28 protein-coding genes and 4 tRNA genes are annotated in these 26,890 nt (G+C 73.7%); 26 read left to right on the top strand and 6 right to left on the bottom strand.

The genetic code is table 11. The features are described from left to right. Positions 1-104: 104 nt before the first annotated feature. A complete protein-coding gene (gene rpsA, locus O2W17_RS00335) occupies positions 105-1,574 on the top strand; it encodes a 30S ribosomal protein S1 (protein ID WP_269190399.1) in 1,470 nt (489 codons plus the stop codon). Positions 1,575-1,888: 314 nt separating this feature from the next. On the opposite strand, the gene O2W17_RS00330 is transcribed toward rpsA, so the two are convergent. Further along, positions 1,889-2,149 carry a hypothetical protein gene (locus O2W17_RS00330; protein ID WP_269190398.1) on the bottom strand — a complete coding sequence of 87 codons (261 nt, stop codon included), beginning with the start codon at positions 2,147-2,149 and terminating at the stop codon, positions 1,889-1,891. Positions 2,150-2,295: 146 nt separating this feature from the next. On the opposite strand from O2W17_RS00330, the gene coaE reads away from it, so the two are divergent. Beyond that, positions 2,296-2,892, top strand: coding sequence for a dephospho-CoA kinase (gene coaE / locus O2W17_RS00325; RefSeq protein ID WP_269190397.1), 597 nt, complete (start codon positions 2,296-2,298; stop codon positions 2,890-2,892). A 112-nt stretch (positions 2,893-3,004) separates the two neighbouring features. Here coaE and O2W17_RS00320 read toward each other — a convergent pair. The 4 genes from O2W17_RS00320 to O2W17_RS00305 form a co-directional block, all read right to left on the bottom strand. Beyond that, positions 3,005-3,079, bottom strand: a tRNA-Val gene (locus O2W17_RS00320). Positions 3,080-3,133: 54 nt separating this feature from the next. After that, a tRNA-Cys gene (locus O2W17_RS00315) sits at positions 3,134-3,204 on the bottom strand. A gap of 41 nt (positions 3,205-3,245) precedes the next feature. Continuing rightward, a tRNA-Gly gene (locus tag O2W17_RS00310) sits at positions 3,246-3,317 on the bottom strand. A gap of 93 nt (positions 3,318-3,410) precedes the next feature. Further along, positions 3,411-3,875, bottom strand: a complete 465-nt coding sequence (locus tag O2W17_RS00305; protein WP_269190396.1) for an SsgA family sporulation/cell division regulator — start codon at positions 3,873-3,875, stop codon at positions 3,411-3,413. Positions 3,876-4,001: 126 nt separating this feature from the next. Here O2W17_RS00305 and O2W17_RS00300 point away from each other — a divergent pair, with 126 nt between their 5' ends. From O2W17_RS00300 to O2W17_RS00185, 24 genes are all read left to right on the top strand, one after another. Then, on the top strand, positions 4,002-4,652 hold the full coding sequence (locus O2W17_RS00300) for a sigma-70 family RNA polymerase sigma factor (protein ID WP_269190395.1): 651 nt from the start codon (positions 4,002-4,004) through the stop codon (positions 4,650-4,652). Then, positions 4,649-5,464 (top strand): anti-sigma factor domain-containing protein, encoded by an 816-nt coding sequence (locus tag O2W17_RS00295; protein ID WP_269190394.1) that lies wholly within the window; start codon positions 4,649-4,651, stop codon positions 5,462-5,464. The genes O2W17_RS00300 and O2W17_RS00295 overlap by 4 nt, the downstream gene beginning before the upstream one ends. 23 nt (positions 5,465-5,487) lie before the next feature. After that, positions 5,488-5,946, top strand: coding sequence for a PGPGW domain-containing protein (locus O2W17_RS00290; protein WP_269190393.1), 459 nt, complete (start codon positions 5,488-5,490; stop codon positions 5,944-5,946). A 26-nt stretch (positions 5,947-5,972) separates the two neighbouring features. After that, positions 5,973-6,044, top strand: a tRNA-Val gene (locus tag O2W17_RS00285). A gap of 87 nt (positions 6,045-6,131) precedes the next feature. Beyond that, positions 6,132-6,515, top strand: a complete 384-nt coding sequence (locus O2W17_RS00280; RefSeq protein ID WP_269190392.1) for an HNH endonuclease — start codon at positions 6,132-6,134, stop codon at positions 6,513-6,515. A gap of 10 nt (positions 6,516-6,525) precedes the next feature. After that, positions 6,526-7,083 carry an MOSC N-terminal beta barrel domain-containing protein gene (locus O2W17_RS00275; RefSeq protein ID WP_269190391.1) on the top strand — a complete coding sequence of 186 codons (558 nt, stop codon included), beginning with the start codon at positions 6,526-6,528 and terminating at the stop codon, positions 7,081-7,083. A 251-nt stretch (positions 7,084-7,334) separates the two neighbouring features. Continuing rightward, the gene (gene thrS / locus O2W17_RS00270; protein WP_269190390.1) at positions 7,335-9,320 is read left to right on the top strand and encodes a threonine--tRNA ligase; all 1,986 of its coding nucleotides are present in this window, start codon (positions 7,335-7,337) and stop codon (positions 9,318-9,320) included. Further along, positions 9,317-9,949 (top strand): HIT family protein, encoded by a 633-nt coding sequence (locus O2W17_RS00265; protein ID WP_269190389.1) that lies wholly within the window; start codon positions 9,317-9,319, stop codon positions 9,947-9,949. Before thrS ends, O2W17_RS00265 begins: the two co-directional genes overlap by 4 nt. Continuing rightward, complete coding sequence (gene pgsA, locus O2W17_RS00260) at positions 9,950-10,567, top strand: phosphatidylinositol phosphate synthase (RefSeq protein WP_269190388.1); 618 nt, start codon at positions 9,950-9,952, stop codon at positions 10,565-10,567. Continuing rightward, positions 10,564-11,508 (top strand): phosphatidylinositol mannoside acyltransferase, encoded by a 945-nt coding sequence (locus O2W17_RS00255; RefSeq protein ID WP_269190387.1) that lies wholly within the window; start codon positions 10,564-10,566, stop codon positions 11,506-11,508. Before pgsA ends, O2W17_RS00255 begins: the two co-directional genes overlap by 4 nt. Further along, entirely contained in the window at positions 11,508-12,722 is a 1,215-nt protein-coding gene (locus tag O2W17_RS00250) for a glycosyltransferase family 4 protein (RefSeq protein ID WP_269190386.1), read from the top strand. Before O2W17_RS00255 ends, O2W17_RS00250 begins: the two co-directional genes overlap by 1 nt. Before the next feature lie 10 nt (positions 12,723-12,732). Further along, a complete protein-coding gene (locus O2W17_RS00245) occupies positions 12,733-13,284 on the top strand; it encodes a LemA family protein (protein WP_269190385.1) in 552 nt (183 codons plus the stop codon). Positions 13,285-13,335: 51 nt separating this feature from the next. Then, entirely contained in the window at positions 13,336-14,244 is a 909-nt protein-coding gene (pdxS, locus tag O2W17_RS00240) for a pyridoxal 5'-phosphate synthase lyase subunit PdxS (protein ID WP_269190384.1), read from the top strand. Beyond that, positions 14,241-15,338: a heparan-alpha-glucosaminide N-acetyltransferase domain-containing protein gene (locus tag O2W17_RS00235; RefSeq protein ID WP_269190383.1), complete on the top strand. Its 1,098-nt coding sequence runs from the start codon at positions 14,241-14,243 to the stop codon at positions 15,336-15,338. Before pdxS ends, O2W17_RS00235 begins: the two co-directional genes overlap by 4 nt. Positions 15,339-15,361: 23 nt before the next feature. After that, positions 15,362-16,030 (top strand): pyridoxal 5'-phosphate synthase glutaminase subunit PdxT, encoded by a 669-nt coding sequence (gene pdxT, locus O2W17_RS00230; protein WP_269190382.1) that lies wholly within the window; start codon positions 15,362-15,364, stop codon positions 16,028-16,030. Continuing rightward, the gene (locus O2W17_RS00225) at positions 16,027-16,788 is read left to right on the top strand and encodes a YebC/PmpR family DNA-binding transcriptional regulator (protein WP_269190381.1); all 762 of its coding nucleotides are present in this window, start codon (positions 16,027-16,029) and stop codon (positions 16,786-16,788) included. The genes pdxT and O2W17_RS00225 overlap by 4 nt, the downstream gene beginning before the upstream one ends. Positions 16,789-16,941: 153 nt before the next feature. Next, positions 16,942-17,511, top strand: a complete 570-nt coding sequence (gene ruvC, locus O2W17_RS00220; protein ID WP_269192032.1) for a crossover junction endodeoxyribonuclease RuvC — start codon at positions 16,942-16,944, stop codon at positions 17,509-17,511. Further along, positions 17,508-18,143, top strand: a complete 636-nt coding sequence (gene ruvA / locus O2W17_RS00215) for a Holliday junction branch migration protein RuvA (RefSeq protein ID WP_269190380.1) — start codon at positions 17,508-17,510, stop codon at positions 18,141-18,143. Before ruvC ends, ruvA begins: the two co-directional genes overlap by 4 nt. Then, complete coding sequence (gene ruvB / locus O2W17_RS00210; RefSeq protein ID WP_269190379.1) at positions 18,140-19,264, top strand: Holliday junction branch migration DNA helicase RuvB; 1,125 nt, start codon at positions 18,140-18,142, stop codon at positions 19,262-19,264. The genes ruvA and ruvB overlap by 4 nt, the downstream gene beginning before the upstream one ends. A 149-nt stretch (positions 19,265-19,413) precedes the next feature. Beyond that, a complete protein-coding gene (gene yajC, locus O2W17_RS00205; protein WP_269190378.1) occupies positions 19,414-19,725 on the top strand; it encodes a preprotein translocase subunit YajC in 312 nt (103 codons plus the stop codon). Between the two features lie 14 nt (positions 19,726-19,739). After that, a complete protein-coding gene (secD, locus tag O2W17_RS00200) occupies positions 19,740-21,386 on the top strand; it encodes a protein translocase subunit SecD (RefSeq protein WP_269190377.1) in 1,647 nt (548 codons plus the stop codon). Further along, positions 21,383-22,729, top strand: a complete 1,347-nt coding sequence (gene secF / locus O2W17_RS00195; protein ID WP_269190376.1) for a protein translocase subunit SecF — start codon at positions 21,383-21,385, stop codon at positions 22,727-22,729. Before secD ends, secF begins: the two co-directional genes overlap by 4 nt. After that, entirely contained in the window at positions 22,726-23,313 is a 588-nt protein-coding gene (locus tag O2W17_RS00190) for an adenine phosphoribosyltransferase (RefSeq protein ID WP_331254259.1), read from the top strand. The genes secF and O2W17_RS00190 overlap by 4 nt, the downstream gene beginning before the upstream one ends. A 92-nt stretch (positions 23,314-23,405) precedes the next feature. After that, entirely contained in the window at positions 23,406-25,859 is a 2,454-nt protein-coding gene (locus tag O2W17_RS00185) for a RelA/SpoT family protein (RefSeq protein WP_269190375.1), read from the top strand. A 128-nt stretch (positions 25,860-25,987) separates the two neighbouring features. Here O2W17_RS00185 and O2W17_RS00180 read toward each other — a convergent pair whose 3' ends face one another. Then, the gene (locus O2W17_RS00180) at positions 25,988-26,839 is read right to left on the bottom strand and encodes a peptidylprolyl isomerase (RefSeq protein ID WP_269190374.1); all 852 of its coding nucleotides are present in this window, start codon (positions 26,837-26,839) and stop codon (positions 25,988-25,990) included. Positions 26,840-26,890 lie beyond the last annotated feature (51 nt).

The following is a 26,890-nucleotide window of genomic DNA, read 5'->3' as shown; positions in this document are numbered from 1 at the left end:
CTCCGGGAATGCCCGCGCCGGTTCTCCCCGCTGCACCTCCCCGCGGTCCGACGGCCGCGGGTCGTCCTGTCCCTACGCATAAACCGTCCGGAGCAACCAACCACATGACCTCCACTCAGGTCCGTCCTTCCAGCACTCCCCAGGTCGCCATCAACGACATCGGTACCGCCGAGGACTTCCTCGCGGCGATCGACCAGACGATCAAGTACTTCAACGATGGCGACATCGTCGAGGGCGTCATCGTCAAGGTGGACCGGGACGAGGTGCTGCTGGACATCGGCTACAAGACCGAGGGCGTCATCCCCTCGCGCGAGCTGTCCATCAAGCACGACGTCGACCCCAACGAGGTCGTCTCCGTCGGCGACGAGGTGGAAGCCCTGGTCCTCCAGAAGGAGGACAAGGAAGGGCGGCTGATCCTCTCCAAGAAGCGCGCGCAGTACGAGCGCGCCTGGGGCACGATCGAGGCCAAGAAGGAAGCCGACGAGGTCGTCACCGGCACCGTCATCGAGGTCGTCAAGGGTGGTCTCATCCTGGACATCGGCCTGCGCGGGTTCCTCCCGGCGTCGCTGGTCGAGATGCGTCGCGTCCGCGACCTGCAGCCCTACGTGGGCCGCGAGCTCGAGGCGAAGATCATCGAGCTGGACAAGAACCGCAACAACGTGGTCCTCTCCCGCCGCCAGTGGCTGGAGCAGACGCAGTCCGAGGTGCGCAGCGAGTTCCTCAACAAGCTCGCCAAGGGCCAGGTGCGGTCGGGTGTCGTCTCCTCGATCGTCAACTTCGGTGCGTTCGTGGATCTGGGTGGCGTCGACGGCCTGGTGCACGTCTCCGAGCTGTCCTGGAAGCACATCGACCACCCGTCCGAGGTCGTCGAGGTGGGCCAGGAGGTCACCGTCGAGGTCCTCGACGTCGACCTGGACCGCGAGCGGGTCTCCCTGTCGCTGAAGGCGACGCAGGAGGACCCGTGGCGTCAGTTCGCTCGCACGCACCAGATCGGGCAGGTCGTCCCCGGCAAGGTCACCAAGCTGGTCCCCTTCGGTGCGTTCGTGCGCGTCGACGAGGGCATCGAGGGCCTGGTGCACATCTCCGAGCTGGCCGAGCGCCACGTGGAGATCCCGGAGCAGGTCGTGCAGGTCGGCGACGAGATCCTGGTCAAGGTCATCGACATCGACCTGGACCGCCGCCGCATCTCGCTGTCGCTCAAGCAGGCCAACGAGGGCGTCGTCGGCGACGAGGAGCAGTTCGACCCGGCCGCCTACGGCATGGCCGCGTCCTACGACGAGCAGGGCAACTACATCTACCCCGAGGGCTTCGACCCGGAGACCGGCGAGTGGCTCGAGGGCTACGACGAGGCCCGCGAGACGTGGGAGCGGCAGTACGCCGAGGCCCAGGCCCGCTTCGAGGCGCACCGCAAGCAGATCGCGGCCGCCAAGGAGGCCGACGCCGAGGCGGCGGCCGGCGGCAGCTACTCCAGCGACGACGCTGCCGGCCCGGACGCCCCGGCCAGCACCGGCGGCACGCTGGCCAGCGACGAGGCGCTCGCCGCGCTCCGCGCCAAGCTGGCCGGCGGGGAGTGACCTGAGGGTCTGACCCGCTCGCTTCGCACGTCGGAGGCCCAGGACCGATCCGGTCCTGGGCCTCTGGCGTTCCCGGGGGTCGACGACCGGCGGCGTACCGCTGCCGGAGGAGCAGGCACGGCGAAGGGCCCGTGGACGAGGTCCACGGGCCCGTTCCGTCAGGTGTTCAGCAGCCGCGCCGCGGGATGCGGAGCACCGGGGCGGGAGCGGCGCCCGTCCGAGCCCGCGGACGCGAGGCGCCCAGCTGCGGGGAGGGGGGCCGACCCGGCTGCAGTGCCCGTCGCGACGACGTCATGGCGCGACGGGCGCTCGGCTCAGAGGCTGAGGATGATGGCGAACGCCGTGCGGGGGCGGCCGCCCGAGCCGGCCAGGAAGCTCCACGTGTGGCGACCGGTGGTCGGCGTCTGGAACATCCAGCGCAGCAGCGAGCTGCGGTGGGCGACGGCGGGCCGCTGGAACTGCATCCGCTCGCGGACCGCGGGGATGTCGGCGCAGCGCACGCCCGTGGCAGAGCCGAGCCGGTGCCGGCCGGCGGCGCGGGACGACGGGGATGCGGCGGGCGTGTGACGGGTCATGTTCTCGGTCTGCCTCTCTGGGCGGGGAAGATCGCCGGGGCAGACGTTAGCCGTGGTGCGCGTGTGACTCCTGCGACGCGCCGGGCGGGATGGGTCCGTGTTACCTCTCCGTGATGTCCGTGCCGAGTGGTCGCTACTGTCCGTGCATGCTGAGGATCGGACTGACCGGTGGGATCGGCTCGGGCAAGAGCACGGTGTCCAGGCTGCTGGCTGACCGGGGCGCCCTCGTCGTGGACGCCGACCGGATCGCGCGCGCGGTGCTCGAACCCGGCACCCCGGGGCTCGCCGCGGTCGCGGCCGAGTTCGGCGACGGCGTGCTCGCCGCCGACGGCTCGCTGGACCGGGCGGCGCTGGCCGCGGTGGTCTTCGCCGATGCGGGCGCCCGGCGACGGCTCGACGCGCTGGTGCACCCGCTGGTCCGGCAGCGCTCGGCCGAGCTGATCGCGGCAGCCCCGGCCGATGCCGTCGTCGTCAACGACGTGCCCCTGCTCGTGGAGACCGGTCAGGCCGGCTCCTACGACTTGGTACTGGTGGTGGAGACCGATGTGGAGACCCGGGTGGCGCGGCTGATCGAGCGCGGCCTCACCGAGGCCGACGCACGTGCCCGGATCGCGGCGCAGGCGACCGACGAGCAGCGACGGGCGGTCGCGGACGTCGTCCTCGACAACAGCGGGACGCAGGCAGAGCTGGCCGAGCAGCTCGACCGCCTCTGGACGGAACGGGTCGAGCCCGCTCGCGACTGACGCGGTCCCCCTCGTGCGACGGCGCCGGCGGGAGCCCGGTCGTCGCAGCCGGGTCGCCCGACCCGGGAACGAGAGAACCCCAGGCGCCTGTCCGGCGTCCTGGGGTTCCGCGTGGTGGGCGATACTGGGATCGAACCAGTGACCTCTTCCGTGTCAGGGAAGCGCGCTACCGCTGCGCCAATCGCCCGTCCCGGCCTCACGACCGGACCCTCCTCCGCGCTCGTGCTCCGCAGAGGAGACGAGGTGGAGACGGGATTTGAACCCGTGTAGACGGCTTTGCAGGCCGTTGCCTCGCCTCTCGGCCACTCCACCGCACGCGGGCACCAGTCTCTCGACCGGTGCCCGAGGTTCCGAGCGGATGACGGGATTCGAACCCGCGACCCTCACCTTGGCAAGGTGATGCTCTACCACTGAGCCACATCCGCGTACGAGAAGAACTTTAGCGGACGTCCCGAGGGGGGTTGAAGGGGGGGTCCCCCCGCTCCCTCCCAGGGCCGCCGCATCGGCGTCTTCCCAGGTCAGCGGCCCGGTGAGTCCGGTCCGCCGTTGGACAGCAGGGCGTCGAGCTCCTGGTCCAGGTGCAGCAGCCCGCTCTCCGAGCCCGACGGCACCAGGGTCTCGGTGTGCCGGAGGAAGGCGGCGACGGTCCCGCGGGAGAGCTCGAAGAGCGCCTCGCCGGACGGGGCCCGCAGGTGCAGGAAGAGCAGGTCGGCCGTCGCATGGGCCGGCCAGACGCGGACGTCGCCGTCGCCGGTCGGGTGCTCCAGGCCGGCCTGGAGGAGTTCACGGCTCACCAGCCACGAGATGCCGTCGTCGCCGTCGGCCGTCGCGTCGGGCTCGCCGGCGTCGCCGAAGGCGATGCGCACCGCGAACGGGTCGGCGGGGTCGTAGCAGAGCAGCGCCGGGACCTCGGTCCACGACTGCGGGCCGACCAGCTGAAGAGTGATGGGGGAGATGTGGCCGGGCATCCATCGGCTCGTCATGTCAGGTCAACGACCGGGGGAACGAGAGGTGACGTGCTTCCGGGGGTGGGATCACACCCGCATCATGCGTCACAGACGGGTGAGTCAAACCGGATGGGCGTGTCGGAACGAAAGCCCCGTGTGAGCATGGGAGCCGTGAGCCGACCGGTCCTCCGGCCGGAGGACGGCGTCGGGGACGTCGAGATCCTCCGCCGCATCCGCGCTGGTGACCGCAGTGCCGTCGACGATCTGTACGACCGCTTCCGGCGCCCCGCGTTCGCGCTGGCCCGCCGCATCGTGGCCGACGACGGGCTGGCCGAGGACGTCCTCCAGGACGTGTTCCTGATGGTGTGGCGGGACCCGAGCGCCTACGACGGCGCGCGGGGGAGTTTCGCGTCCTGGTTGCTCGCGGTGGTGCACCACAAGGCCGTCGACGCGGTCCGCCGGGAGGAGTCGCAGCGGCGCCGGCAGGCGCGGGCCGAGGACGAGGCCGTGCTCGAGGCCCCCGGAGCGGCCCGCGACGTCGAGGACGACGCGTGGTCCCGCGTGGTCGCCGAGCAGGTCCGCTCGGCCCTGGGCGAGCTGCCGGGACCGCAGAAGGAGGCCCTCACGCTGGCCTACTACGGCGGCTACACCCAGCGGGAGGTGGCCGCGCTGACCGGGACACCGCTCGGCACGGTGAAGACGCGGATGCTGGCCGGCATGCGGCGGCTCAGGTCGGAGCTGGGCGGGGTGTCCGGTCCGGGCGCCGGGGGAGCGCTGGGCGGGAGCACGCCGATGGACGGGACGGCGACATGAACGGAGAGCACGAGTACGACGAGCTCGCGGTGGGCTGGGCGCTGCACTCGCTGGAGCCGGCGGAGGAGGCCGACTTCGGCCGGCACCTCGCCACCTGCGAGCGCTGCGCCCGGACGGTCGCCGAGACGTCGGAGGTCATGGCCGCCATGGCACACGACCTGCCCGCGGCCGAGCCGTCCCCGGAGCTGCGGTCCCGGCTCCGCGCCGCCGTGGAGGAGACCGAGCAGCTGCCCCCGGCCGCCACGCCGCCCGCGGGCTCGTCGGCCGCCGTTCCCGTGAGCCCGGCCGAGCGCACCGGCCCCCGGCCCGTCCCCCGTCAGGAGCAGCCGGGGAGGCGGAGCCTCCTGCCCCGCGCCCTGGTCGCCGCCGGGGTCGCCGCGGTGGTCGGCCTCGGCCTGGGGGTCGTCGTCCTCGATCGCTCGCAGGAGGACCTGCGCTCGACCGTGGCCGCCCAGGAGCGGGTCGTGGACGAGCTCCTGCGACCGGGCCGGGCCGCGATCGCACCCCTCGCCGCCGACGAGCAGCAGGTGGCGACCGTTGTGGTCCGGGATGACGCGCTGCAGGTCATCACCGACGGGCTGGAACCCAACGACCGGACGTCGACGACGTACGTGGTGTGGGGACTCGGCGAGGGCGACCCCGTGGCGCTCGGCGAGTTCGACGTCGCACGGTCACAGATCGAGATCCATTCCGTAGGCTCCGGGGAGACCGGGATCGACGCGTTTCCCGAGTACGGCATCAGCATCGAGCCCGGTCGCCAGGCTCCGTCGGCCCCGACGGAGGTCGTCGCGACCGGGCAGGTGACCAGCTGAGCGGAACGAGGACGACGGCAGCGATGGGACACCCGCAGCCGGAGACGGCCGACGAGCGGCGCGAGCGGTACGACACCGACGAGGTGTACAGCCTGCGCGAGCGCGTGGCCGTGCTGCGCTGGCGGCGGCGGCTGGCGGTCCGCCGCAGCGTCAACCACGGCTACCGGGTCGGTGTCGGGATCGTCGGCGGGCTGGTCGTCGCCGTCGGGCTGCTCACCATCCCGCTGCCCGGCCCGGGGTGGCTCACCGTCATCGCCGGCCTCTTCGTCCTCGCCACCGAGTTCACCTGGGCCGAGCGCCTGCTCGAGTTCACCAAGCGTCACGTCAAGCGCTGGACCGACTGGGTCACCGCCAAGCCGGTGTGGGTGCGGCTGGTGCTCGGACTGGCGACCGCGGCCTTCGTGTACGGCATCCTGGTGGTCAGCCTGTACGTCATGGGCGTGCCCGACTGGATGCCGGGGTGGGTGCCGCTCTGGCGATGAGCGTCTGGCACAATCGGACGCGTACCGGGCGATTGGCTCAGTGGTAGAGCGCTTCGTTCACACCGAAGAGGTCACTGGTTCGAACCCAGTATCGCCCACCGGTACGAGAGGCCCGGTCCGCAGCAGCGGACCGGGCCTTCGTCGTCCCACGGCGCGATGCGCGCGGACGCGGGACCATGGGACGGGTGAGCGCCCAGCCCGATCGAGCGGCCCGGCTGGAGCTGATCCTCGACCGGGACGGGGCCACCTGCGTCTGGTGCGGGCGCGCGTTCTCCGCCCAGGTCCGCCCCACCACCGAGCACGTCGTGCCCCGGGTCAAGGGCGGGCCCTCCTGGCTGGAGAACGAGGTCGCCGCCTGCGGTGGGTGCAACGGCGCCCGCGGGCACCGCACCCCGGTGGAGTGGCTGGAGGAGTGCCGGCGCCGCGGCTGGCGGGCCGACGAGGACCGCCTGGCCCGGACGCTGGAGGCGCTGGTGCAGGCGATCGCCCGCACCGGCGGCCAACGGCGGGCGCGGCCCTACCTCGACGCCCAGCTCCGCCGCCTGCGGCGGGCCCGGGACGCGGCCTAGGGTCGGTTGCGTGACGACGGCCGGGCGCGTGGCGCAGATCTGGATATACCCGGTGAAGTCCCTCGGCGGGACCGCGCGCGACCGGGTGCGGCTGGCCCCCACCGGCCCGGAGGGGGACCGCACCTCCGCCGTCGTCGACGCGGCCACGGGCGAGGTGCTGCGCGGCCGGCACGCACCCGGGCTCGCGGCTCTCGCACCCACCGGGGACCCGGCCGCCGACGAGCGGGCGGTCGCCCAGGCCCTCGGCCGGGAGGTCCGCGTCCGGCCGGTCGACGGCGGGTCCGGTGCCGATGCCGCCGCCGTGCACCTGGTCTCCCGCCAGGCCGTCGAGCGGGCCGCCGGGGGCGACGTGCCCGAGGGCTGCTCGGCCGACGACCCGCGGGCCAACGTGCTGCTCGACATGCCCGACGACGACGAGCGCGGCTGGGTCGGCCGCACCGTGCGCATCGGGGAGGCGGAGCTCGCGATCACCCGGACGCCGAAGCACTGCCTGGGGGTCTACGCGGAGGTGCGCCGGCCCGGCGAGATCGCCATCGGCGACGTCGTGCTGCTCCAGCCGCGGCCGTGACGCACCGCTGCAGCGCCGCCGGGACCGCCCTGGCGGCCCGCTCACCGTCGAGCTGGGCGCGGACGCGGTGACGGTGCGCCCCGCCGGGCCGGCGCTCGCGCCGCGGTGAAAGGGCTGCGGGTCCGGCCGGGCCCGCGCACTAGGCTCGGGGCCGGTGACCGGCCCGGCCGGTCCGCCGCCGACGCCGCACCCGACCCCCTGGAGCCCCTGTGCCGACCCCGCCCTCGCCAACCGCAGTCGGACCGATCCGGGTGCCGGCCGGGACGACGGCGCAGCAGGCGCTGAAGGACGCCGGCGTCCCCCTCAAGGGCCCCGACGGCGCCGTCGTCGTGCGCGACCTCGCCACCGGCGACCTCAGGGACCTGGCCTGGACCCCGGACGCCGACGCCGAGGTGGACCCGGTCCCGGCCGCCAGCGCGGACGGCCGCGCGGTCATCCGGCACTCGGCCGCGCACGTGCTGGCGCAGGCGGTGCAGGACCTGTTCCCGGGCACCCGCCTGGGCATCGGCCCGCCGGTCGAGAACGGCTTCTACTACGACTTCGACCCCGAGCGGCCGTTCACCCCCGAGGACCTGCAGGCCCTCGAGAAGAAGATGACCGAGATCGTCCGCGCGGGGCAGCACTTCTCCCGGCGCGAGATCAGTGACGCCGACGCGCAGGCCGAGCTCGCGCACGAGCCGTACAAGCTCGAGCTGATCGGCCTCAAGGGCGGCGCCGGCGAGGCCGCCGAGGGAGCCGACGTCGAGGTGGGCGGCGCCCAGCTGACCATGTACGACAACCTCGACGCGCGCAGCGGCGACCGGGTGTGGACCGACCTCTGCCGCGGCCCGCACCTGCCGCGCACCTCGAACATCCCGGCGTTCTCCCTCACCCGCAGCGCCGCCGCCTACTGGCGCGGGAGCGAGAAGAACCCGCAGCTCCAGCGGGTGTACGGCACCGCGTGGGAGAGCAAGGACGCGCACAAGGCGTACCTGGAGCACCTCGCCGAGGCCGAGCGCCGCGACCACCGCCGGCTGGGCGTCGAGCTGGACCTGTTCAGCTTCCCCGACGAGATCGGCTCCGGCCTCCCCGTCTTCCACCCCAAGGGCGGGGTGATCAAGCGGGAGATGGAGGACTACGTCCGGCGCCGGCACCTCGAGGAGGGCTTCGACTACGTCGGGACCCCGCACATCAGCAAGAGCGGGTTGTTCGAGACCTCCGGTCACCTCCCGTACTACGAGGAGACCATGTTCCCGGGCATGGACCTGGACAACGCGAAGTACTACCTCAAGGCAATGAACTGCCCGATGCACAACCTGATCTTCCGGTCGCGCGGGCGGTCCTACCGCGAGCTGCCGCTGCGGCTGTTCGAGTTCGGGTCGGTCTACCGGTACGAGCAGTCCGGCGTGGTGCACGGCCTGACCCGGGTGCGCGGCTTCGCCCAGGACGACTCGCACAGCTACGTGACCCCCGAGCAGGCCCCGGGGGAGATCCGGCACCTGCTGCACTTCGTGCTCGGTCTGCTGCGCGACTTCGGCCTCGACGACTACTACCTGGAGCTGTCCACGCGCGACGACTCCGACAAGTTCATCGGGTCCGACTCGGAGTGGGCGGTCGCCACGACCGTCCTCGAGGAGGCGGCGAAGGAGACCGGCCTGGAACTGGTGCCGGATCCCGGCGGGGCGGCCTACTACGGGCCGAAGATCTCCGTCCAGGCCCGGGACGCGATCGGGCGCACCTGGCAGATGTCGACGATCCAGTACGACTTCAACCAGCCCGCGCGGTTCGGCCTCGAGTACACCTCCGCCGACGGCGGCCGGCAGCAGCCGGTGATGATCCACTCGGCGAAGTTCGGCTCGATCGAGCGGTTCTTCGGCGTCCTCACCGAGCACTACGCCGGCGCCTTCCCGGCCTGGCTGGCGCCGGTGCAGGTGGTCGGCATCCCGGTCACCGACGAGCAGGTGCCCTACCTGACCGACGTGGCGCTGAAGCTGCGCGCCCGCGGCATCCGGGTGGAGATCGACGACTCCGACGACCGGATGCAGAAGAAGATCCGCACCGCCAGCAAGCAGAAGGTGCCGTTCGTGCTCATCGCGGGCGGGACCGACGCCGAGGCCGGCGCGGTCTCCTTCCGGTACCGCGACGGCAGCCAGCGCAACGGCATCCCGGTGGACGACGCCGTCGGGGAGATCGCCGCCTGGGTCGCCGCCCGGAGCAACGCCGACCCCACGGCCGGGAACACGGCGGTCCCCGGATGACCACCGGCCCGAACGAGCCGTACCGGGTCGCCGTGTCCTCCGACGACGGCGGCCCGGCGACGGTGTTCGAGCACCTGTGGACGCCCTACCGGATGGCCTACATCCGCGGCGAGGGCAAGCCCACGGGCACCCACGACTGCCCGTTCTGCGTCATCCCGACCCTCGGCGACGAGGACGGGCTGATCGTGGCCCGGGGCGCGTCGGTGTTCGCCGTCCTCAACCTGTACCCGTACAACGCCGGGCACCTGATGGTCGTCCCGTACCGGCACGTGCCCGACTACACCGACCTCACCACCGACGAGGTGGCCGAGCTGGGGGCCTTCACCCAGACGGCGATGCGGGTGGTGCGGGCGGTCACCGGCGCGCACGGCTTCAACATCGGCATGAACCAGGGCTCGGTGGCCGGGGCCGGCATCGCCGACCACCTGCACCAGCACGCCGTGCCGCGCTGGGGCGGCGACACCAACTTCATGCCGGTCATCGGCCTCACCCGGGTGCTGCCGCAGGTGCTGCGGGAGACCCGGGAACTGCTGGCCGGTGCCTGGGCCGAGCAGGCCACCGAGCCCTCGTCGCCCGAGCCCACCACCCCGGTGTCGTCCGCCCACCCCACCACCCCGGCGGAGGCCTGAGTGCTCGGCGTCAACGCCCGGCCCGTCGTGGCCAAGGTGGTCAACCCGATCGTCACCCGGCTGGCCCGGGTGGGGGTCACCCCCGACATGGTGACCATCACCGGAACCGTCGGCGCGATCGCCGGGGCCGCGGGGCTGATCGCCACCGGGCACCTCCTCTGGGGCGCCTTCACCGTCACGGTCTTCGTGCTGCTCGACATGCTCGACGGCGCCCTGGCCCGGCTGCGCGGCGGCGGCTCGGTGTTCGGCGCGGTGCTGGACTCCGTGGGCGACCGGGCCGCGGACGCCGCCATCTTCGGCGCGCTGGTCTGGTGGTTCGCGGGCGCCGGGGACAACCGGCTGCTGGTCTTGCTCGCCCTGCTCTGCCTGGTCCTCGGCGTGCTCACCTCCTACATCAAGGCGCGCGCCGAGGGCGTGGGCCTGTCCTGCGACGTCGGGGTCGTCGAGCGCACCGAGCGGCTCATCCTGGTCCTGGTCGGCACCGGCTTCACCGGCCTCGGCATCCCGTACGCCGTGCACGTGGCGCTCTGGGTGCTGCTGGTCGGCAGCGCGATCACGGTGGGTCAGCGCGTGCTCGCCGTGAAGCGAGCCGCCGGCGGACGGCGGATCACGCCGTGAGCGGCGCCCGCGCCCGGCTGGCGGAGCGGCTGACCGACACCGGCTACGCGGCCGGCTGGCGCGCGGTGCGGATGTTGCCCGAGCCGGTCGCCCGGGGGGCGTTCGACCGCGCCGGCCGCTGGACGGCGGAGCGGGACGGGCGCGGTGTGCGGCAGCTCCGGGCGAACCTGCGCGTCGCCACCGGGGGCCGGCTGCCCGAGGCGGAGCTCCAGGACCTGACCGTCCGGGCGATGCGCTCCTACGCGCGCTACTGGCAGGAGGCCTTCCGGCTGCCCGCGCTCGGCACCGACCGGATCCTCGACGGCAGCGTGATCGTCGGCGCCGAGCACCTGGCGGCCGCCCGCGACCAGGGCCGCGGCCTGGTGGTCGCCCTGCCGCACAGCGGGAACTGGGACGCCGCCGGGGTCTGGTTCGTCGACTGGCTGGGTGGGCCGTTCATGACGGTGGCCGAGCGGCTGCGGCCCGAGTCGCTCTACCGCCGGTTCCTCGACTACCGGGAGACCCTCGGCATGCGCGTGGTCCCGCTCACCGGAGGGCCCCGGCCGAGCACGGAGGTGCTCCGTGACTGGCTGAAGGACGGCGGGGCCAGCTGCCTGCTCGTCGACCGCAACCTCGGCACCGGCGGCGTCCCGGTCAGCTTCTTCGGGCGACCGGCCACGATGCCCGGCGGCCCGGCGCTCCTCGCCGACCAGACCGGCGCCGCGCTGCACCCGGCCGTCTGCCGGTTCAGCGAGCACGGCTGGCGGATGCACGTCTACCCGGAGGTACCGGTGCAGGGCCCCGGCCGGCTCCGGGACCGGGTGGCCGGTGCGATGCAGGGCGTCGCCGACGCGTTCACCGAGGGGATCGCCGAGCGGCCCGAGGACTGGCACATGCTCGGTCGCATCTGGCCCGACGTGCCGCCGGATCCGCCGCGGGACGGCCGGGAGGGGATCCGCTGATGCGCATCGGCCTGGTGTGCCCGTACCGGTGGGACGTCCCCGGGGGCGTGCAGTACCACGTGCGCGACCTGGCCGAGACGCTGCGCGGCATGGGGCACCACGTCGAGGTGCTGACGCCCGCCGAGCGGGAGGAGTCGGTCAGCGATCCGTTCCTCACCTTCGCCGGGCGGACCGTCCCGGTGCCCTACAACGGCTCGATGGCGAGCCTGCAGTTCGGGCCGGTGTCGGCCGCGCGGGTGCGCCGCTGGCTGCGCGAGGGCCGCTTCGACGTCGTCCACGTGCACGAGCCGGCCACGCCGTCGGTGTCGCTGCTGGTCTGCATGATCGCGACCGGCCCCATCGTGGCGACGTTCCACGCCGCGACCACCCGGTCCAAGTGGCTGGCCGCCGTCGGGCCCATGACGCGGCCGTGGCTGGAGAAGATCAGCGGCCGGATCGCCGTCTCCGACTTCGCGCGGCGGGTGCAGGTCGAGCACCTCGGCGGGGACGCGGTGATCCTGCCCAACGGGGTGCACGTGCCGTTCTTCGCCGAGGGCCCCGGGCTGCCGGGGTTCGGGCGGGGCACCGGCGGGCCGCCGACCATCGGCTTCCTCGGCCGCTACGACGAGCCCCGCAAGGGCCTGCCGGTGCTGCTCCAGGCCATGCGCGGCGTGCTCCGGCGGCACCCCGGCGTGCGGCTGCTGGTCGCCGGGCGGGGGGACGCCGACGAGCTGTGGCGGCTGGTGGGGGAGGAGCTGCGCCCGCACGTCACGCTCCTGGGCGAGGTCTCCGAGGCGGACAAGGCGGCCTTCCTCCGCTCCGTGGACGTGTACTGCGCGCCCAACCTCCTCGGCGAGTCCTTCGGCGTGATCCTCATCGAGGCGATGGCGGCCGGCGCACCCATCGTGGCCAGCGATCTCGACGCGTTCTCGCGCGTGCTCGACGGCGGCGACGCGGGGGTGCTGGTGCGCCGCAACGACGCCGCGGCGCTGGGCCGGGCCCTGGACGAGCTGCTCGCCGACCCGGGGCGCCGGGCGGAGCTCGCGGCGCGGGGCTCGGCGGCGGCCGCGCAGTACGACTGGCAGGTGCTGGCCCGCCGGATCCTCGCCGTCTACGAGACCGTGCTGCCCGCGGGTGGCGGTGTGGTGACGGCGGGTACCGACGACGACTTCCCCGCGGTTCCGCCGACAGGCACCGCGGCGCGACCTCCCCACATCAGGCGGCCGCGCCGCTAGCCTCGCCACCGTGACGCCCGAGGCCTGGTCGCTGCTCGCCACCGGAGTCCTCCTGGTCCTGCTCGGCTGGGCCATCTGGACCCTCACCCGCCTGCGGCGGCTCGCCGCGCGGGTGGACCGGGCGTGGGCGGTGCTGGACGCCCAGCTGCAGCGCCGGGCCGGTCTGGCCGAGGAGCTGGCCCGCAACCACCCGGCGGCCCTGGGCCCGGAGCTGGCCGCCCGGCTGGCCGTGGGCGCCGCGCAGGCGCGCGCCTCGCGGACCGACGGCGACCGGGAACTGGCCGAGAACGCCCTCGGCCACGACCTGCACCAGCTGCCCGCGGACCTGCCGGGCGTGCCCGCCGCGCTGCGCACCGACCTCGCGGGCACCCAGACCCGGGTCGCGCTGGCCCGGCGCTTCTACAACGACGCCGTCCGCGACACCCGGGAGCTGCGCGGCCGCCGGTTCCCCCGCTGGACGGGGCTGCACCGGACCCATCGGCTGCCCCGGTACTTCGACATCGACGACCGGCTGGGCGCGGTGATCAGGGACGCCGACCCGGCGGGGCACCGGGGCGGCTGACGGCCGTATGGTCGGGCGCAACTCGACGCGTCCATGCAAAGGCAGACACCAGTGGCAGAGCACCTCGACCAGACGGACACCACGACCGGCACCGACCGGGTGAAGCGCGGGATGGCCGAGCAGCTCAAGGGCGGCGTGATCATGGACGTCGTCACCCCGGAGCAGGCGAAGATCGCCGAGGACGCCGGCGCGGTCGCGGTCATGGCGCTGGAGCGGGTGCCGGCCGACATCCGCGCCCAGGGCGGCATCGCGCGGATGAGCGACCCCGACATGATCGCGGGGATCATCGGGGCGGTCTCGATCCCGGTCATGGCCAAGGCCCGCATCGGGCACTTCGTCGAGGCGCAGGTGCTGCAGGCCCTCGGGGTCGACTACATCGACGAGTCCGAGGTGCTGACCCCGGCCGACGAGGCGCACCACATCGCCAAGAGCGCGTTCACCGTGCCGTTCGTGTGCGGCGCCACCGACCTCGGCGAGGCGCTGCGGCGCATCTCCGAGGGCGCGGCGATGATCCGCTCCAAGGGCGAGGCCGGCACCGGCAACGTCGTCGAGGCCACCCGGCACATGCGCGCCCTCCGCGCCGGGATCAAGCGGCTGGCCACGCTGGACGAGACCGAGCTGTTCGTCGCGGCCAAGGAGCTGCGCGCGCCGTACGACCTGGTGGCCGAGGTGGCCCGGCTGGGCGAGCTGCCCGTCGTCCTCTTCACCGCCGGTGGCATCGCCACCCCCGCCGACGCGGCGATGATGATGCAGCTCGGCGCCGAGGGCGTGTTCGTCGGCTCGGGGATCTTCAAGTCCGGCGACCCCGCCCAGCGGGCGGCGGCCATCGTCCAGGCGACGACGTTCTTCGACGACCCGGACGTCATCGCCAAGGTCTCCCGCGGGCTGGGGGAGCCGATGGTGGGCATCAACGTCGCGACGCTCCCGGAGAGCGAGCGGTACGCCACCCGCGGCTGGTGAGCGAGGAGGGCCGGCGCCGGATCACCGGGCTGGACGTCGCGCGCGGGCTCGCCGTGCTCGGCATGTTCGCCGCGCACATGCGGCTCGGCGACGAGCTGCGGCCCGATCCGCAGACCTGGTCCGCGCTGGTCGACGGCCGCTCGTCGATCCTCTTCGCCACCCTGGCCGGCATCTCGGTCGCGCTCCTCTCCGGGCGCACCCGGCCGCCCGCCGGTGCGGAGCTGTCCCGCGTGCGGCTGCGGATCCTCGTCCGTGCGCTGTGGGTGTTCGCCATCGGCTGGGCGCTGGAGCAGCTGGACACCTTCGTCGCGGTCATCCTCGGCGTGTACGGGGTGCTCTTCGTCCTGGTGCTGCCGTTCCTGCGCTGGCCGGTGCGCCGGCTGCTCCTCGCTGCGGCCCTCGTCGCCGTCGGGGTCCCGCCGCTGCTCGTCGTCGCCGGTCAGGTGCTCGTGGCGGCGGACGTCGCCGACGGGCTCGTCCCCTCGCTGCTGGTCACCGGCTACTACCCGGCGCTGCTCTGGATCTCCTTCGTCCTGGTCGGTCTGGCGGTGGGCCGGCTGGACCTGGCCTCCGGCGCGGTCCGGCGCAGGCTGGCCCTGGCGGGCGGCGCGGCCGTGGTGGTGGGCTACGGCGGGGGCTGGGCGAGCACCCGGCTGCTGGCCGACGGCGTGCCGTCCGCCGGCCCGGAGACCGGGTTCACGGTCCCCGGGGCCTTCGACGTCCGCTGGCTGACCGGCGCCGAACCGCACAGCGGGACGACCTTCGAGGTGGTCGGCTCCACCGGCCTCGCCGTCCTGGTGGTGGTGACCTGCCTGCTGCTGGCCGAGCGGCTGCCGCGGCCGGTCTCGCCGCTGGCCGCGGTGGGAGCGCTGGCGCTGACCGTGTACTCCGCGCACCTCCTGGCGATCCGGGTGCTCATGGAGGTCGTGCCCGGCCAGGTGGAGGGGCCGGGCCTGTGGCTGCGGTTCGCCGTCGCCGCGCTGGCCGGGGCGTGGCTGTGGCGGCGGATCCTGGGCCGCGGACCGCTGGAGTGGCTGCTCACCTGGACCTCGAGCCGGGTGGCCGGGCTCGCCCCGTCGTCACCCGCCGTCTGAGGGGCGCCGTAGCGTGGACCGTCGTGTCCACCGGATCCGCACGTCCCGTCATCGGGGTCCTGGCGCTGCAGGGCGACGTCCGGGAGCACGTGGCCGCGCTGCGGGCCGAGGGCGCCGAGGCCCGGCCGCTGCGCCGCCCGGAGGAGCTCGCCGACGTCTCCGGCATCGTCGTCCCCGGCGGGGAGTCGACGACGATGACCAAGCTGGCCGGCCGGTTCGGCCTGCTGGGACCGCTCCGCGAGGCGGTCCGCGCGGGGCTGCCCGCCTACGGCACGTGCGCCGGCATGATCCTGCTCGCCGACCGGCTGCTGGACGCGCCGCCGGACCAGCCGACCATCGGCGGGCTCGACGTCACCGTGCGGCGGAACGCCTTCGGCCGGCAGGTCGACTCCTTCGAGACGCGGGTCGACCTGGCCGGTCTGGACGGCGGTCCCCTGCACGCGGTCTTCATCCGGGCACCGTGGGTGGAGCAGGCCGGGTCCGGGGTGCAGGTCCTCGGGCGGGTCGTCGGTGGTCCGGCCGACGGTAGGATCGTCGCGGTCCGCCAGGGGAACGTGGTGGCCACCAGCTTCCATCCGGAGTTGACCGGGGACCGCCGGGTGCACGCGCTGTTCGTCGACATCGTGCGCCGTCACCTGGCCGAGAAGGCCGGCCCGGGCGCCGGGGACGAGAGAGGACTGCCGAACAGATGAGCGGCCATTCCAAGTGGGCGACGACCAAGCACAAGAAGGCCGGCATCGATGCCAAGCGCGGCAAGCTCTTCGCCAAGCTGATCAAGAACATCGAGGTCGCGGCCCGCACCGGCGGTGGTGACCCCGCGGGCAATCCGACGCTGTTCGACGCCATCCAGAAGGCGAAGAAGAGCTCGGTCCCGAACGACAACATCGACCGCGCCGTCAAGCGCGGCGCGGGCCTCGAGGCCGGTGGCGTCGACTACCAGGGCATCACCTACGAGGGCTACGCCGCCGGCGGCGTCGCCGTCCTCATCGAGTGCCTGACCGACAACAAGAACCGCTCGGCCATGGAGGTCCGCACCGCCATGACGCGCAACGGCGGGTCGATGGCGGACCCGGGGTCGGTCTCCTACCTCTTCTCCCGCAAGGGCGTCGTGGTCGTGCCCACCGCCGACGGCGTGGACGAGGACAGCGTGCTCATGGCCGTCCTGGACGCCGGCGCCGAGGAGGTGCGGGACCTCGGCGACACGCTGGAGGTGCTCTGCGAGCCCGGCGACCTGATCCCCGTGCGCACCGCCCTGCAGGACGCCGGCATCGACTACGACTCCGCCGAGGCCGGCTTCCAGCCGAGCGTCCAGGTGGAGCTGGACGTCGACGGCGCGGGCAAGGTGTTCCGGCTCATCGACGCCCTCGAGGACCTCGACGACGTGCAGAACGTGTACGCGAACTACGACGTGTCCGACGAGGTCATGGAGCAGGTCGCGGCCGACGCCTGAGCAAGGATTCCGGTGCCCCCCACCGCTCGCAGGCTCGCGGCGGGTCCCTGCGCCGGGGCCGTTCCAGGACGTCGCCTGGCGTGTTGGGGGCCTGTCGTCCCCGTCGCCGGTTAGCGTGGGTCGAACACCAGTTCGGCTGACGGGAGCGTGACCATGCGGGTGCTCGGCATCGACCCGGGCCTCACCCGGTGCGGGTGGGGTGTGGTCGACGGTCGCCCCGGCGCGCGCCCCGCGGCGATCGGCGTCGGCGTGGTCCGCACCATGCCGGAGCTGGACCTGGAGCTGCGCCTGCTGGAGCTGCACACCGCCGTCACGGCGCTGCTGCGGGAGCACCGGCCCGACGTCGTGGCGATCGAGCGGGTCTTCACCCAGAACAACAAGGGCACCGCCACGGGGACGGCGCAGGCGGCCGGTGTCGCCGCGCTGGCCGCGGCGCAGGCGGACCGGCCGGTCGCCTGGCACACGCCCAGCGAGGTCAAGGCGGCCATCTCCGGCAACGGCCGCGCGGACAAGGAGCAGGTCACCCTCATGGTCACCCGGGTCCTCGGGCTCGCCGCCGCACCCAAGCCGGCCGACGCCGCCGACGCGCTGGCCCTCGCCGTCTGCCACGCCTGGCGCGGCCCGGCGCAGCAGCGGCTGCGCAGCGCGGCGATCGCGAGCGGCATCGGCGCGCCGGTGCGCGCGACGACCCTGCCGCGCTGGACGGGGGTGGCGGCCCGATGATCGCCAGCCTGCACGGCCGGGTGGCCGCGGTGGGTCCCGACGGCGCCGTCGTCGAGGTGGGCGGGATCGGTCTGTCGGTGCAGTGCACGCCCGGCACGATCGCCCGGCTGCAGGTGGGCGAGGCGGCCCGGCTGGCCACCAGCCTCGTGGTGCGCGAGGACTCGCTCACCCTCTACGGCTTCGCCGACGACGACGAGCGCCAGCTGTTCGAGCTGCTGCAGACCGCGAACGGCGTCGGCCCGCGGCTGGCCCAGGCGGTGCTGGCCATCCACCCGCCGCGGGAGGTCCGGCGGGCGGTGTCGACGGCCGACGTCAAGGCACTCATGCAGGTGCCGGGCATCGGCAAGAAGGGTGCCGAGCGACTGATCCTCGAGCTGCGCGATCGCCTCGGCTCGACCAGCACCGACACCTCCCTCGACGCACCGGCGCCCGCCGGCCTGCCGGTCACGCCGGTGGCCCCGTGGCGCGACCAGCTCACCTCGGCCCTGGTCGGGCTGGGCTGGAGCGCCAAGGAGGCCGAGGGCGCGGTCACCCAGCTCGCCCCGGTGGCCGACGAGCAGGTCGTCGCCACCGGCAGCGTCGAGGTCGCCGTCCTGCTCCGCCAGGCCCTCCAGCTGCTGGGCAGGTCATGAGCGCGCCGTTCGACCGCTCGCTGACCGGGGAGCTGGCCGGCGAGGCGGCGCCGGAGTGGACGGTCTCGCCGCAGGCGGGTGACGAGGAGCGGGTCGTCGAATCGGCGCTGCGCCCGCACTCGCTGCAGGACTTCATCGGCCAGCCCAAGGTCGCCCGGCAGCTCGCCCTGGTGCTGGAGGGGGCCAAGCGGCGTGGTCGCACCCCCGACCACGTGCTGCTCTCCGGTCCGCCCGGCCTGGGGAAGACCAGCCTGGCGCTGATCATCGGCTCCGAGCTCGGCACGTCGGTGAAGATCACCAGCGGCCCCGCGATCGAGCGCTCCGGCGACCTCGCCGCCATGCTCTCCAACCTGGCGGCCGGCGACGTGCTCTTCATCGACGAGATCCACCGCATCGCCCGCCCCGCCGAGGAGCTCCTCTACATGGCGATGGAGGACTTCCGGGTCGACGTCGTCGTCGGCAAGGGGCCCGGCGCCACGGCGATCCCGCTGGAGATCAACCCGTTCACGCTCGTCGGCGCCACCACCCGCGCCGGGCTGCTGACCGGCCCGCTGCGCGACCGCTTCGGGTTCGTCGGCCAGATGGAGTTCTACGAGCCCGAGGACCTGCAGCGGGTGCTCGCCCGCAGCGCCGACCTGCTCGGCGTGGAGCTGACCGACGAGGGGTCGGCGGAGATCGCCGGCCGCTCGCGGGGCACCCCGCGGATCGCCAACCGGCTGCTGCGCCGGGTGCGCGACTACGCCGAGGTCGAGGGCGACGGCCGGGTCACCCGCGCCGTCGCCGAGGCGGCGCTGGCGCTCTACGACGTCGACCACCTCGGCCTGGACCGCCTCGACCGCGCCGTCCTGGAGGCGCTGGTCGTCAAGTTCGGCGGCGGGCCGGTCGGCGTCGCCACCCTCGCCGTGGCGGTGGGGGAGGAGCCGCACACCGTCGAGGAGGTGTGCGAGCCCTTCCTGGTGCGCGCGGGGCTGCTGGCCCGCACCTCGCGCGGGCGGGTTGCCACCGAGGCGGCCTGGCAGCACCTCGGGCAGCCGCTGCCGCGGGGCGGCGTCCCCCTCGGGCGGGTCACAGCAGACCCACAGGCACCGGGGTCGTCGTCAGAAGCTCTGTTCGACGCCTAGACTCCCGGACGCTGGCGCGCAACTCGCAGGCCGGAACGTGCGCGTCCCGTCTGGTCGCCGCGCGTGCCGGTGCCGACGTACCCGACGCGGTCCCGTCCCGGACCGCACCCACCGCGGAGCACCAGTCGCGGAAGAGAGGCACACCTGTCGTGGAGTACTTCCCGCTGATCATGCTGGCCCTGCTGGCCGTCGTGCTGTTCGTGCTGCCCGCGCGGCAGCGCAAGAAGATGCAGGAGCAGAGCGCGGCGATGCAGGCGTCGCTCACGATCGGCACCCCGATCATGACCACCAGCGGGCTGCACGGCACCGTCGCCGCGCTCGGTGACACCACGCTCGACCTTGAGATCGCGCCGGGCGTCGTCGTCACCTTCGCCCGCCAGGCGGTCCTCGAGGTGCGGCGCCCGGCCGGCGTGGACGCGGTCGGGGACGACCCGTCCCGCCCGGCCGACGGCACCGTCTGACCCGGTAGACCTCCGTGGCCAACCGCTCCCTCCCCGCGGGGCGCTACTTCGGCGCGTTCGCGCTGATCGTCGCCCTCCTCTACGGGCTGGTCTTCTTCACCGGAGACACCCGGACACCGCAGCTCGGGCTCGACCTGCGCGGCGGCACGACCGTCACCCTGACCGCCCGCACCCCCGACGGCCAGGCGCCGGCCCAGGAGGATCTGGAGCTGGCCCGCCGGATCATCGAGCAGCGGGTGAACGGCCTCGGCGTCGCCGAGGCCGAGGTGGTCACCGAGGGCGACTCCAACATCGTCATCTCCGTCCCCGGGGAGGACGGCGAGCAGGCGCGCGAACTCGGCGCCACGGCGCAGCTGCGCTTCCGCCCGGTCATCGAGGTCGCCGCGGCCACCCCCGCGGAGGACGCGACGACCGAGGAGGGCGCCGAGACCGCCGACGGCGCCGAGGCGACCGACGACACGGCGACCGACGACACCGCGACCGGGGACACGGCGACCGGGGACGAGGGGGCCGACGACGCCGTCGAGGACCCGGCGCTCCCCGACCCGGACGCCCCGGCCGTGACGCAGGAGGAGGCCGCAGCGGAGTTCGCCACGCTGACCTGCGAGGCGGAGAACGTGACCGGCGACGTCGACCGGCCGGAGTCCTACGTGGCCGCCTGCAGCGAGGACGGCGCCGCGAAGTACCTGCTCGGCCCCACGATCATCGAGGGCACCGAGATCGACGACGCCAGCGCCGCGACCGACCCGACGGACGGCAGCTGGATCGTCCTGCTGGACTTCCAGTCCGGCGGCCGCGCGACCTGGGCGGCTTACACCGCTGCCAACGTGGGGGCCAACGTCGCCTTCACCCTGGACGGCCGGGTCGTCTCCGCGCCCACCATCCAGGGCGCGATCAACGGCCAGACCACCATCACCGGTGACTTCGACCAGGAGTCGGCCACGGAGCTCGCCAACCAGCTCCGCTACGGCGCCCTGCCGCTGACCTTCACCCAGGCGACCGCGCAGTCGATCTCAACCGAGCTCGGCGAGGAGCAGCTGGAGGCGGGCCTGATCGCCGGTGGCATCGGCATCGCGCTGGTGTTCGTCTACGCGCTGCTCTACTACCGGCTGCTCGGCCTGGTCATGATCGCCAGCCTCGCTCTCTCGGCAGTGGTCGTCTACGCCTTCCTGATCCTGCTGGGCCGCGAGATCGGCTTCACGCTGAGCCTCGCCGGCATCGCCGGGTTCATCGTGTCCATCGGCATCACCGCCGACTCGTTCGTCGTCTACTTCGAGCGCCTCAAGGACGAGATCCGCGAGGGCCGCTCGCTGCGCTCGGCGGTGCCCCGGGCCTGGGTCCGCGCGCGCCGCACCATCCTCTCCGCCGACGCGGTCAGCTTCCTCGCGGCCGCGATCCTCTACGTGCTGGCGATCGGCGACGTGAAGGGCTTCGCGTTCACGCTCGGCATGTCGACGGTCCTCGACCTCGTCGTCGTCTTCCTCTTCACCCACCCGCTCATGGCGGTGCTGTCCCGGCTCAAGGGCTTCGGGAAGAACCGGTTCTCCGGCCTCGGCCAGGTCCAGCACACCCGCCGCCCGGACGCCGGCACGCCGGCCCGCGGCCGCGAGCTCGTCGGCGCCGCCTCCGGGGCGGGCCACCAGGACAGGAGCACCTCATGACCCGTCCCACCGACCCGGCGGAGCAGCCGCCGGAGGAGGCACCGGTGGGCTCAGGTGAGGACGCGCTCGCCGACGCCGGGCTGCCGCAGGACCCCGGCGGCGACGAGACCGCCGCGCCCGCCGCCCCCGGAGCGGGCCGGCGCGCCGGCCTCACCTCGCGGCTGTACAACGGCGAGGTCGGGCTGGACGTCGTCGGCCGCAGCCGGCTGATCTACAAGATCACCGCGGTGGTCGTGCTGCTCTGCCTCGCCTCGATGGTCTTCCGGGGGTTCAACTTCGGCATCGACTTCGCCGGCGGCAACAGCTTCCGGCTGCCCGGCACCGAGCAGCAGCTGCAGGACGCCCGGGCCGCCGCCGAGGACGCCGGGGCGGAGGTGTCCACCGCCCAGGTCGTCGGCGGCAACAGCCTGCTCATCCGCACCGCGCAGCTGGACAACGACACCGAGCGCGCCGTCGTCGGCGCGCTGGCCGACGCGACCGGCATCGAGCCCGACCAGGTCAGCCCCGAGTCGGTGAGCGCCGACTGGGGTCAGGACATCACCAACCAGGCGCTGGTGGCGCTGGTGGTCTTCCTCGTCGCCGTCGTGCTGTTCCTGGCCGTGCGCTTCCAGCCCAAGATGGCCGTCGGCGCGATGGGCGCCCTGGCGCACGACATCATCGTCACCGCCGGCGTCTACTCGCTGGTCGGCTTCGAGGTGACCCCCTCGACCGTGATCGGCTTCCTCACCATCCTCGGGTTCTCCCTGTACGACACCGTCGTGGTGTTCGACAAGGTCGACGAGAACACCCGGGACCTGGAGCGCAGCGCCCGCATGACCTGGGGCGAGGCGGCGAACCTCGCGGTCAACCAGACGCTGATGCGGTCGATCAACACCTCGGTGATCGCCCTGCTGCCGGTCGCCGGCCTGCTCTTCGTCGGGGCCGGGCTGCTCGGCGTCGGCACCCTCAAGGACCTGGCGCTCGTGCTCTTCGTGGGCCTGGCCGCCGGGACCTACTCGTCGATCTTCCTGGCGACGCCGATCGTGGCCGACCTCAAGGAGCGCGAGCCCGCCCAGGAGGCCCTGCGCCGCCGGGTCCTGGCCCGGCGCTCCTCGGCGGCCCGCGCCGGCGGCGCCCCGGTCGGGCCGGTCGCCAGCGCCCGCCGGCGGCGCTCCGGCGGCGCGACCGCCGCGTCCGTGGTGGCGGCGGACCTGCCGGGCGCGGTGCCCGCCGACGTCGTCGTCGAGTCGCCGTCGTCGGTGCGCCCGGAGCCGTCCCGGGGGTCCACCGCGGCCCCGCGGCCCGGTGCCCGCCCGCAGCGTCCCGACGGGCGCACCCGGCCGGCCGGCAAGCGCCGCCGGTGAGCGGCACCTCGGCCGGGCAACCGCTCGACGAGCTCATCGCCTCCCTCACCGTCGACGTCCCGGACCACCCGGAGCCCGGCGTCGTGTTCCGGGACCTCACCCCGGCCTTCGCCGACGGGACCGCGTTCCGGCGCATGGTCGAGGGGCTGGCGGCGCCGGCGGTGTCCGACCCCCGGGCGGCCGCGCTCGCCGACAGCCGGTCGGGGCCGCGGGACTTCGACGTCGTCGTCGGGGTCGAGGCGCGCGGCTTCCTGCTCGCCGCGGCCGTGGCGCTGGACGCCGGCGTGGGCGTCGTCCCGGTGCGCAAGGCCGGGAAGCTGCCGCGCGAGCGGATCGCCGCCGAGTACGCGCTGGAGTACGGCACCGCGACGCTGGAGCTGCACTCCGACTCCATCCGGCCCGGTCAGCGGGTGCTGGTCGTGGACGACGTGCTGGCCACCGGCGGCACGCTGGCGGCCGCGGTCGGCCTCGTCGAGCAGCTGGGGGGAGTGGTCGCCGCCGTCTCGGTCGTCGTGGAGCTCGCGACGCTCGGCGGGCGGCAGGTGCTGGCCCCGCACGCCGTGCAGGCCCTCTGGACCACCTGAGCGGGGGAGAAGGTCCCTGTGGGCGCGGCGCCGGGGCGCGTGGTCCCGCTAGCATGGACGGGGTCCCCCCTCCGCCAGCCGCAGGAGTCGCCGTGGCTTCCGAAGTAGCCGCCGACACGGCTGCCGCGCGGCCCGCTCCGGTTCCGGAGGCCCCGGGGACCGCGCCCGACGCGGTGGGGGAGGCGCCGGTCCGCAGCCCGCTGCCCGAGCGCCCCGTGGTGCGCCGCCCCGACGACGTCGGTGCCGAGCCCCTCGACCCCGAGTCGGGTGCGCCGCGCCGGCGGGTGCGCGACCGGCTGGCCCGGCGGATCGTCGCCGGTCAGCGCAGCGGCCTGGTCCGCCCGGTGCTCGAGCCGCTCGCCTCCCTGCACCGGCCGAGCCACCCCAAGGCCGATCTCGCGCTGCTCCAGCGGGCCTACGACGTCGCCGAGGCGGCGCACGCCGCGCAGAAGCGCAAGAGCGGTGACCCGTACATCACCCACCCGCTCGCCGTCGCCACCATCCTCGCCGGGCTCGGGATGGACACGACCACCCTGATCGCGGCCCTGCTGCACGACACCGTCGAGGACACCGGCGTCACCCTGGAGACGATCACCACCGACTTCGGGTCGGAGGTGGCCCACCTGGTCGACGGCGTCACCAAGATCGACAAGGTGAAGCTGGGCGACGCCGCCCAGGCCGAGACGATCCGCAAGATGATCGTCGCGATGTCCCGCGACCCGCGGGTGCTGGTCATCAAGCTCGCCGACCGGCTGCACAACATGCGCACGCTGCGCTTCCTCCCGCCGGAGAAGCAGGAGAAGAAGGCGCGCGAGACGCTGGAGATCCTCGCCCCGCTGGCCCACCGGCTGGGCATGAACACGATCAAGTGGGAGCTCGAGGACCTCGCGTTCGCCACGCTCTACCCCAAGCGCTACGACGAGATCGTGCGGCTGGTGGCCGAGCGCGCCCCGTCCCGGGACACCTACCTGGCCGAGGTGACCTCGACGGTCAACGAGCAGCTGAAGGCCGCCAAGATCGACGCCGTGGTGAGCGGCCGGCCCAAGCACTACTACTCGATCTACCAGAAGATGATCGTCCGCGGCCGCGACTTCACCGACATCTGGGACCTCGTCGGCATCCGCATCCTGGTGGACTCGGTGCGGGACTGCTACGCGGCGCTGGGCATCATGCACGCCCACTGGCAGCCGGTACCGGGCCGCTTCAAGGACTTCGTGGCGATGCCGAAGTTCAACATGTACCAGTCGCTGCACACCACGGTCATCGGGCCGCAGGGCAAGCCGGTCGAGCTGCAGATCCGCACGCACGACATGCACCGCACCGCCGAGTACGGCATCGCCGCGCACTGGAAGTACAAGGAGAAGGCCCGCGCCGGGGGCAAGCCGAGCGCCGGGGAGTTCGGCGCCCCGCCGAAGGCCGGCTCGCCCGACGACATGCTGTGGCTGCGCCAGCTGCTGGACTGGCAGCGCGAGGCGCAGGAGCCCGGCGAGTTCCTCGAGACGCTGCGCTACGACCTCGGCCCGCAGGAGGTCTTCGTCTTCACGCCGAAGGGCGACGTCGTCAGCCTGCCCGGCGAGGCGACGCCGGTCGACTTCGCGTTCGCCGTGCACACCGAGGTCGGCTACCGCACGATCGGCGCCCGGGTGAACGGCTCGCTGGTCTCCCTGGACAGCAAGCTGACCAACGGCGACGTCGTCGAGATCTTCACGTCCAAGTCGCCCACCGCCGGCCCGTCGAAGGACTGGCTGACCTTCGTCGGCTCCTCCCGGGCCCGCACCAAGATCCGCCAGTGGTTCACCAAGGAGCGCCGCGAGGACGCGGTCGAGGCCGGCAAGGAGGCCCTGACCCGCGCCATGCGCAAGGCCGGGCTGCCGTTGCAGCGGCTCCTGGGCGGCGAGGCGCTCTCCACGCTGGCCAAGGACCTCCGCTTCGCCGACGTCACCGCGCTGTACGCGGCGGTGGGGGAGAGCCAGCTGTCGGCCGCCTCCGTGGTCGAGAAGCTGATGGTCGCCCTGGGCGGCAGCGAGGGTGCGGCCGAGGACATCGCCGAGACCGCGATCCCCACCCGCCGGCCGGTCGCGCGTCGCTCGTCCGGCGGGGACCCGGGGATCATCGTGCACGGGATGACCGACGTCTGGGCCAAGCTCGCCAAGTGCTGCACGCCGGTGCCCGGCGACGACGTCCTCGGCTTCGTCACCCGCGGCGGCGGCGTGAGCGTGCACCGCACCGACTGCACCAACGCCGGCGACCTGCAGAGCAAGCCTGAACGTCTGGTCGAGGTCGAGTGGGCGTCGTCCCCGGGCTCGGTCTTCCTGGTCGCCATCCAGGTGGAGGCGCTCGACCGGCACCGGCTGCTCTCCGACGTCACCAAGGCGCTGGCCGACGAGCGGGTCAACATCCTGTCGGCGTCGGTGCAGACCAGCCGCGACCGCGTGGCGATCAGCCGGTTCACCTTCGAGCTCGCCGACCCGGCCCACCTCGGCGCCGTCCTGCAGACCGTGCGCAACGTGGAGGGCGTCTTCGACGTCGAGCGCGTCACCGCGTAAGGGCCTCCGAGCACGTCGAGCGGGCAGCCCGACGCCTCGTCCGCAGTAGGCATAGGAAGCTTTGCCTACGGTTCCGGGTCGGAAACCGTAGGCAAAGCCTCCTATGCCTGGGGAGTGGCAGGCGGCCGCTAGCTGACGACGGCCATGTCCTCGATGGTCACCGGGATGACCGGCGCGCCGTCACCGGGGCCCTCGGCGCCCTCGACGCCACCGGCCGCGACCTCGTCGAGGACCGCCAGCCCGGCCTCGTCGATCGAGCCGACGACGGTGTACTCCGGCGGCAGCTCGGTGTCGACGAAGGTGAGGAAGAACTGGCCGCCGGTGCTGTCGGGCGCCGCGGTCTTGGCCATGGCGACCGTCCCGCGGGGATAGGTGGTCTCCGGGGTGACCTCCTCGGCGTACTTGTAGCTGGGGCCGCCGGAGCCGGTGCCGGTCGGGTCGCCGCACTGCAGCACGCCGAAGGTCTCCGCGTTGACCAGCCGGTGGCAGGGGGTGCCGTCGTAGAAACCCTGCTCGGTGAGGTAGACGAAGCTGGCCGCCGCGCAGGGGGCCTGCGCGCGGTCCAGGGTGAGGGTGAGGTCGCCCTGGCTGGTGCTCATCAGGACGCTCGCGGTGCCCTGGGTGGGGGTCGCCTCCGGGTTCGGCGGGGTGCCCACGTCGGTGAGGTTGGTGTTCCCCGACTCGTCGGGCAGGTACTCGCAGGTGACGGTGCCGTCGGCGTTGGTGGTGCGCGCCGCCGCCGAGCTGGTCGCCGACGGGGTCGTCGGGGTGGTCGTGCCGGCGGCCTGGTCGTCGGTGCCGTCCTCGCCGCCGAGCACGCCGGTGACCAGCAGCGCCACGCCCGCGACGACGACGACGGCGAGCGCGGCGAGGAGGAGGCCCAGGTTGCGGCGGCGCTTCTTCCCCTGCTCGGCGCGGCGCTCCAGCTGACGCTGCAGGTGGCGCTGCGCGGCTTCGCGACGCTGCTTGTTCGTGGGCACGGGTGCGGACTCCTCGGGCGGACGGGGGCGCGGTGGGCGGCCTCGACGGCG

It is taken from the genome of Blastococcus sp. VKM Ac-2987 (genome assembly GCF_026967805.1).
GTDB lineage: Bacteria > Actinomycetota > Actinomycetes > Mycobacteriales > Geodermatophilaceae > Blastococcus.
This window is presented reverse-complemented; position numbering and strand designations above follow the sequence as displayed.

Coding starts and splice junctions, on each gene's coding strand:
- rpsA (WP_269190399.1), top strand. CDS start 105: ATGACCTCCACTCAGGTCCGTCCTTCCAGCACTCCCCAGGTCGCCATC.
- O2W17_RS00330 (WP_269190398.1), bottom strand. CDS start 2,149: ATGACCCGTCACACGCCCGCCGCATCCCCGTCGTCCCGCGCCGCCGGC.
- coaE (WP_269190397.1), top strand. CDS start 2,296: ATGCTGAGGATCGGACTGACCGGTGGGATCGGCTCGGGCAAGAGCACG.
- O2W17_RS00305 (WP_269190396.1), bottom strand. CDS start 3,875: ATGACGAGCCGATGGATGCCCGGCCACATCTCCCCCATCACTCTTCAG.
- O2W17_RS00300 (WP_269190395.1), top strand. CDS start 4,002: ATGGGAGCCGTGAGCCGACCGGTCCTCCGGCCGGAGGACGGCGTCGGG.
- O2W17_RS00295 (WP_269190394.1), top strand. CDS start 4,649: ATGAACGGAGAGCACGAGTACGACGAGCTCGCGGTGGGCTGGGCGCTG.
- O2W17_RS00290 (WP_269190393.1), top strand. CDS start 5,488: ATGGGACACCCGCAGCCGGAGACGGCCGACGAGCGGCGCGAGCGGTAC.
- O2W17_RS00265 (WP_269190389.1), top strand. CDS start 9,317: ATGACCACCGGCCCGAACGAGCCGTACCGGGTCGCCGTGTCCTCCGAC.
- O2W17_RS00250 (WP_269190386.1), top strand. CDS start 11,508: ATGCGCATCGGCCTGGTGTGCCCGTACCGGTGGGACGTCCCCGGGGGC.
- O2W17_RS00225 (WP_269190381.1), top strand. CDS start 16,027: ATGAGCGGCCATTCCAAGTGGGCGACGACCAAGCACAAGAAGGCCGGC.
- ruvC (WP_269192032.1), top strand. CDS start 16,942: ATGCGGGTGCTCGGCATCGACCCGGGCCTCACCCGGTGCGGGTGGGGT.
- ruvA (WP_269190380.1), top strand. CDS start 17,508: ATGATCGCCAGCCTGCACGGCCGGGTGGCCGCGGTGGGTCCCGACGGC.
- ruvB (WP_269190379.1), top strand. CDS start 18,140: ATGAGCGCGCCGTTCGACCGCTCGCTGACCGGGGAGCTGGCCGGCGAG.
- secF (WP_269190376.1), top strand. CDS start 21,383: ATGACCCGTCCCACCGACCCGGCGGAGCAGCCGCCGGAGGAGGCACCG.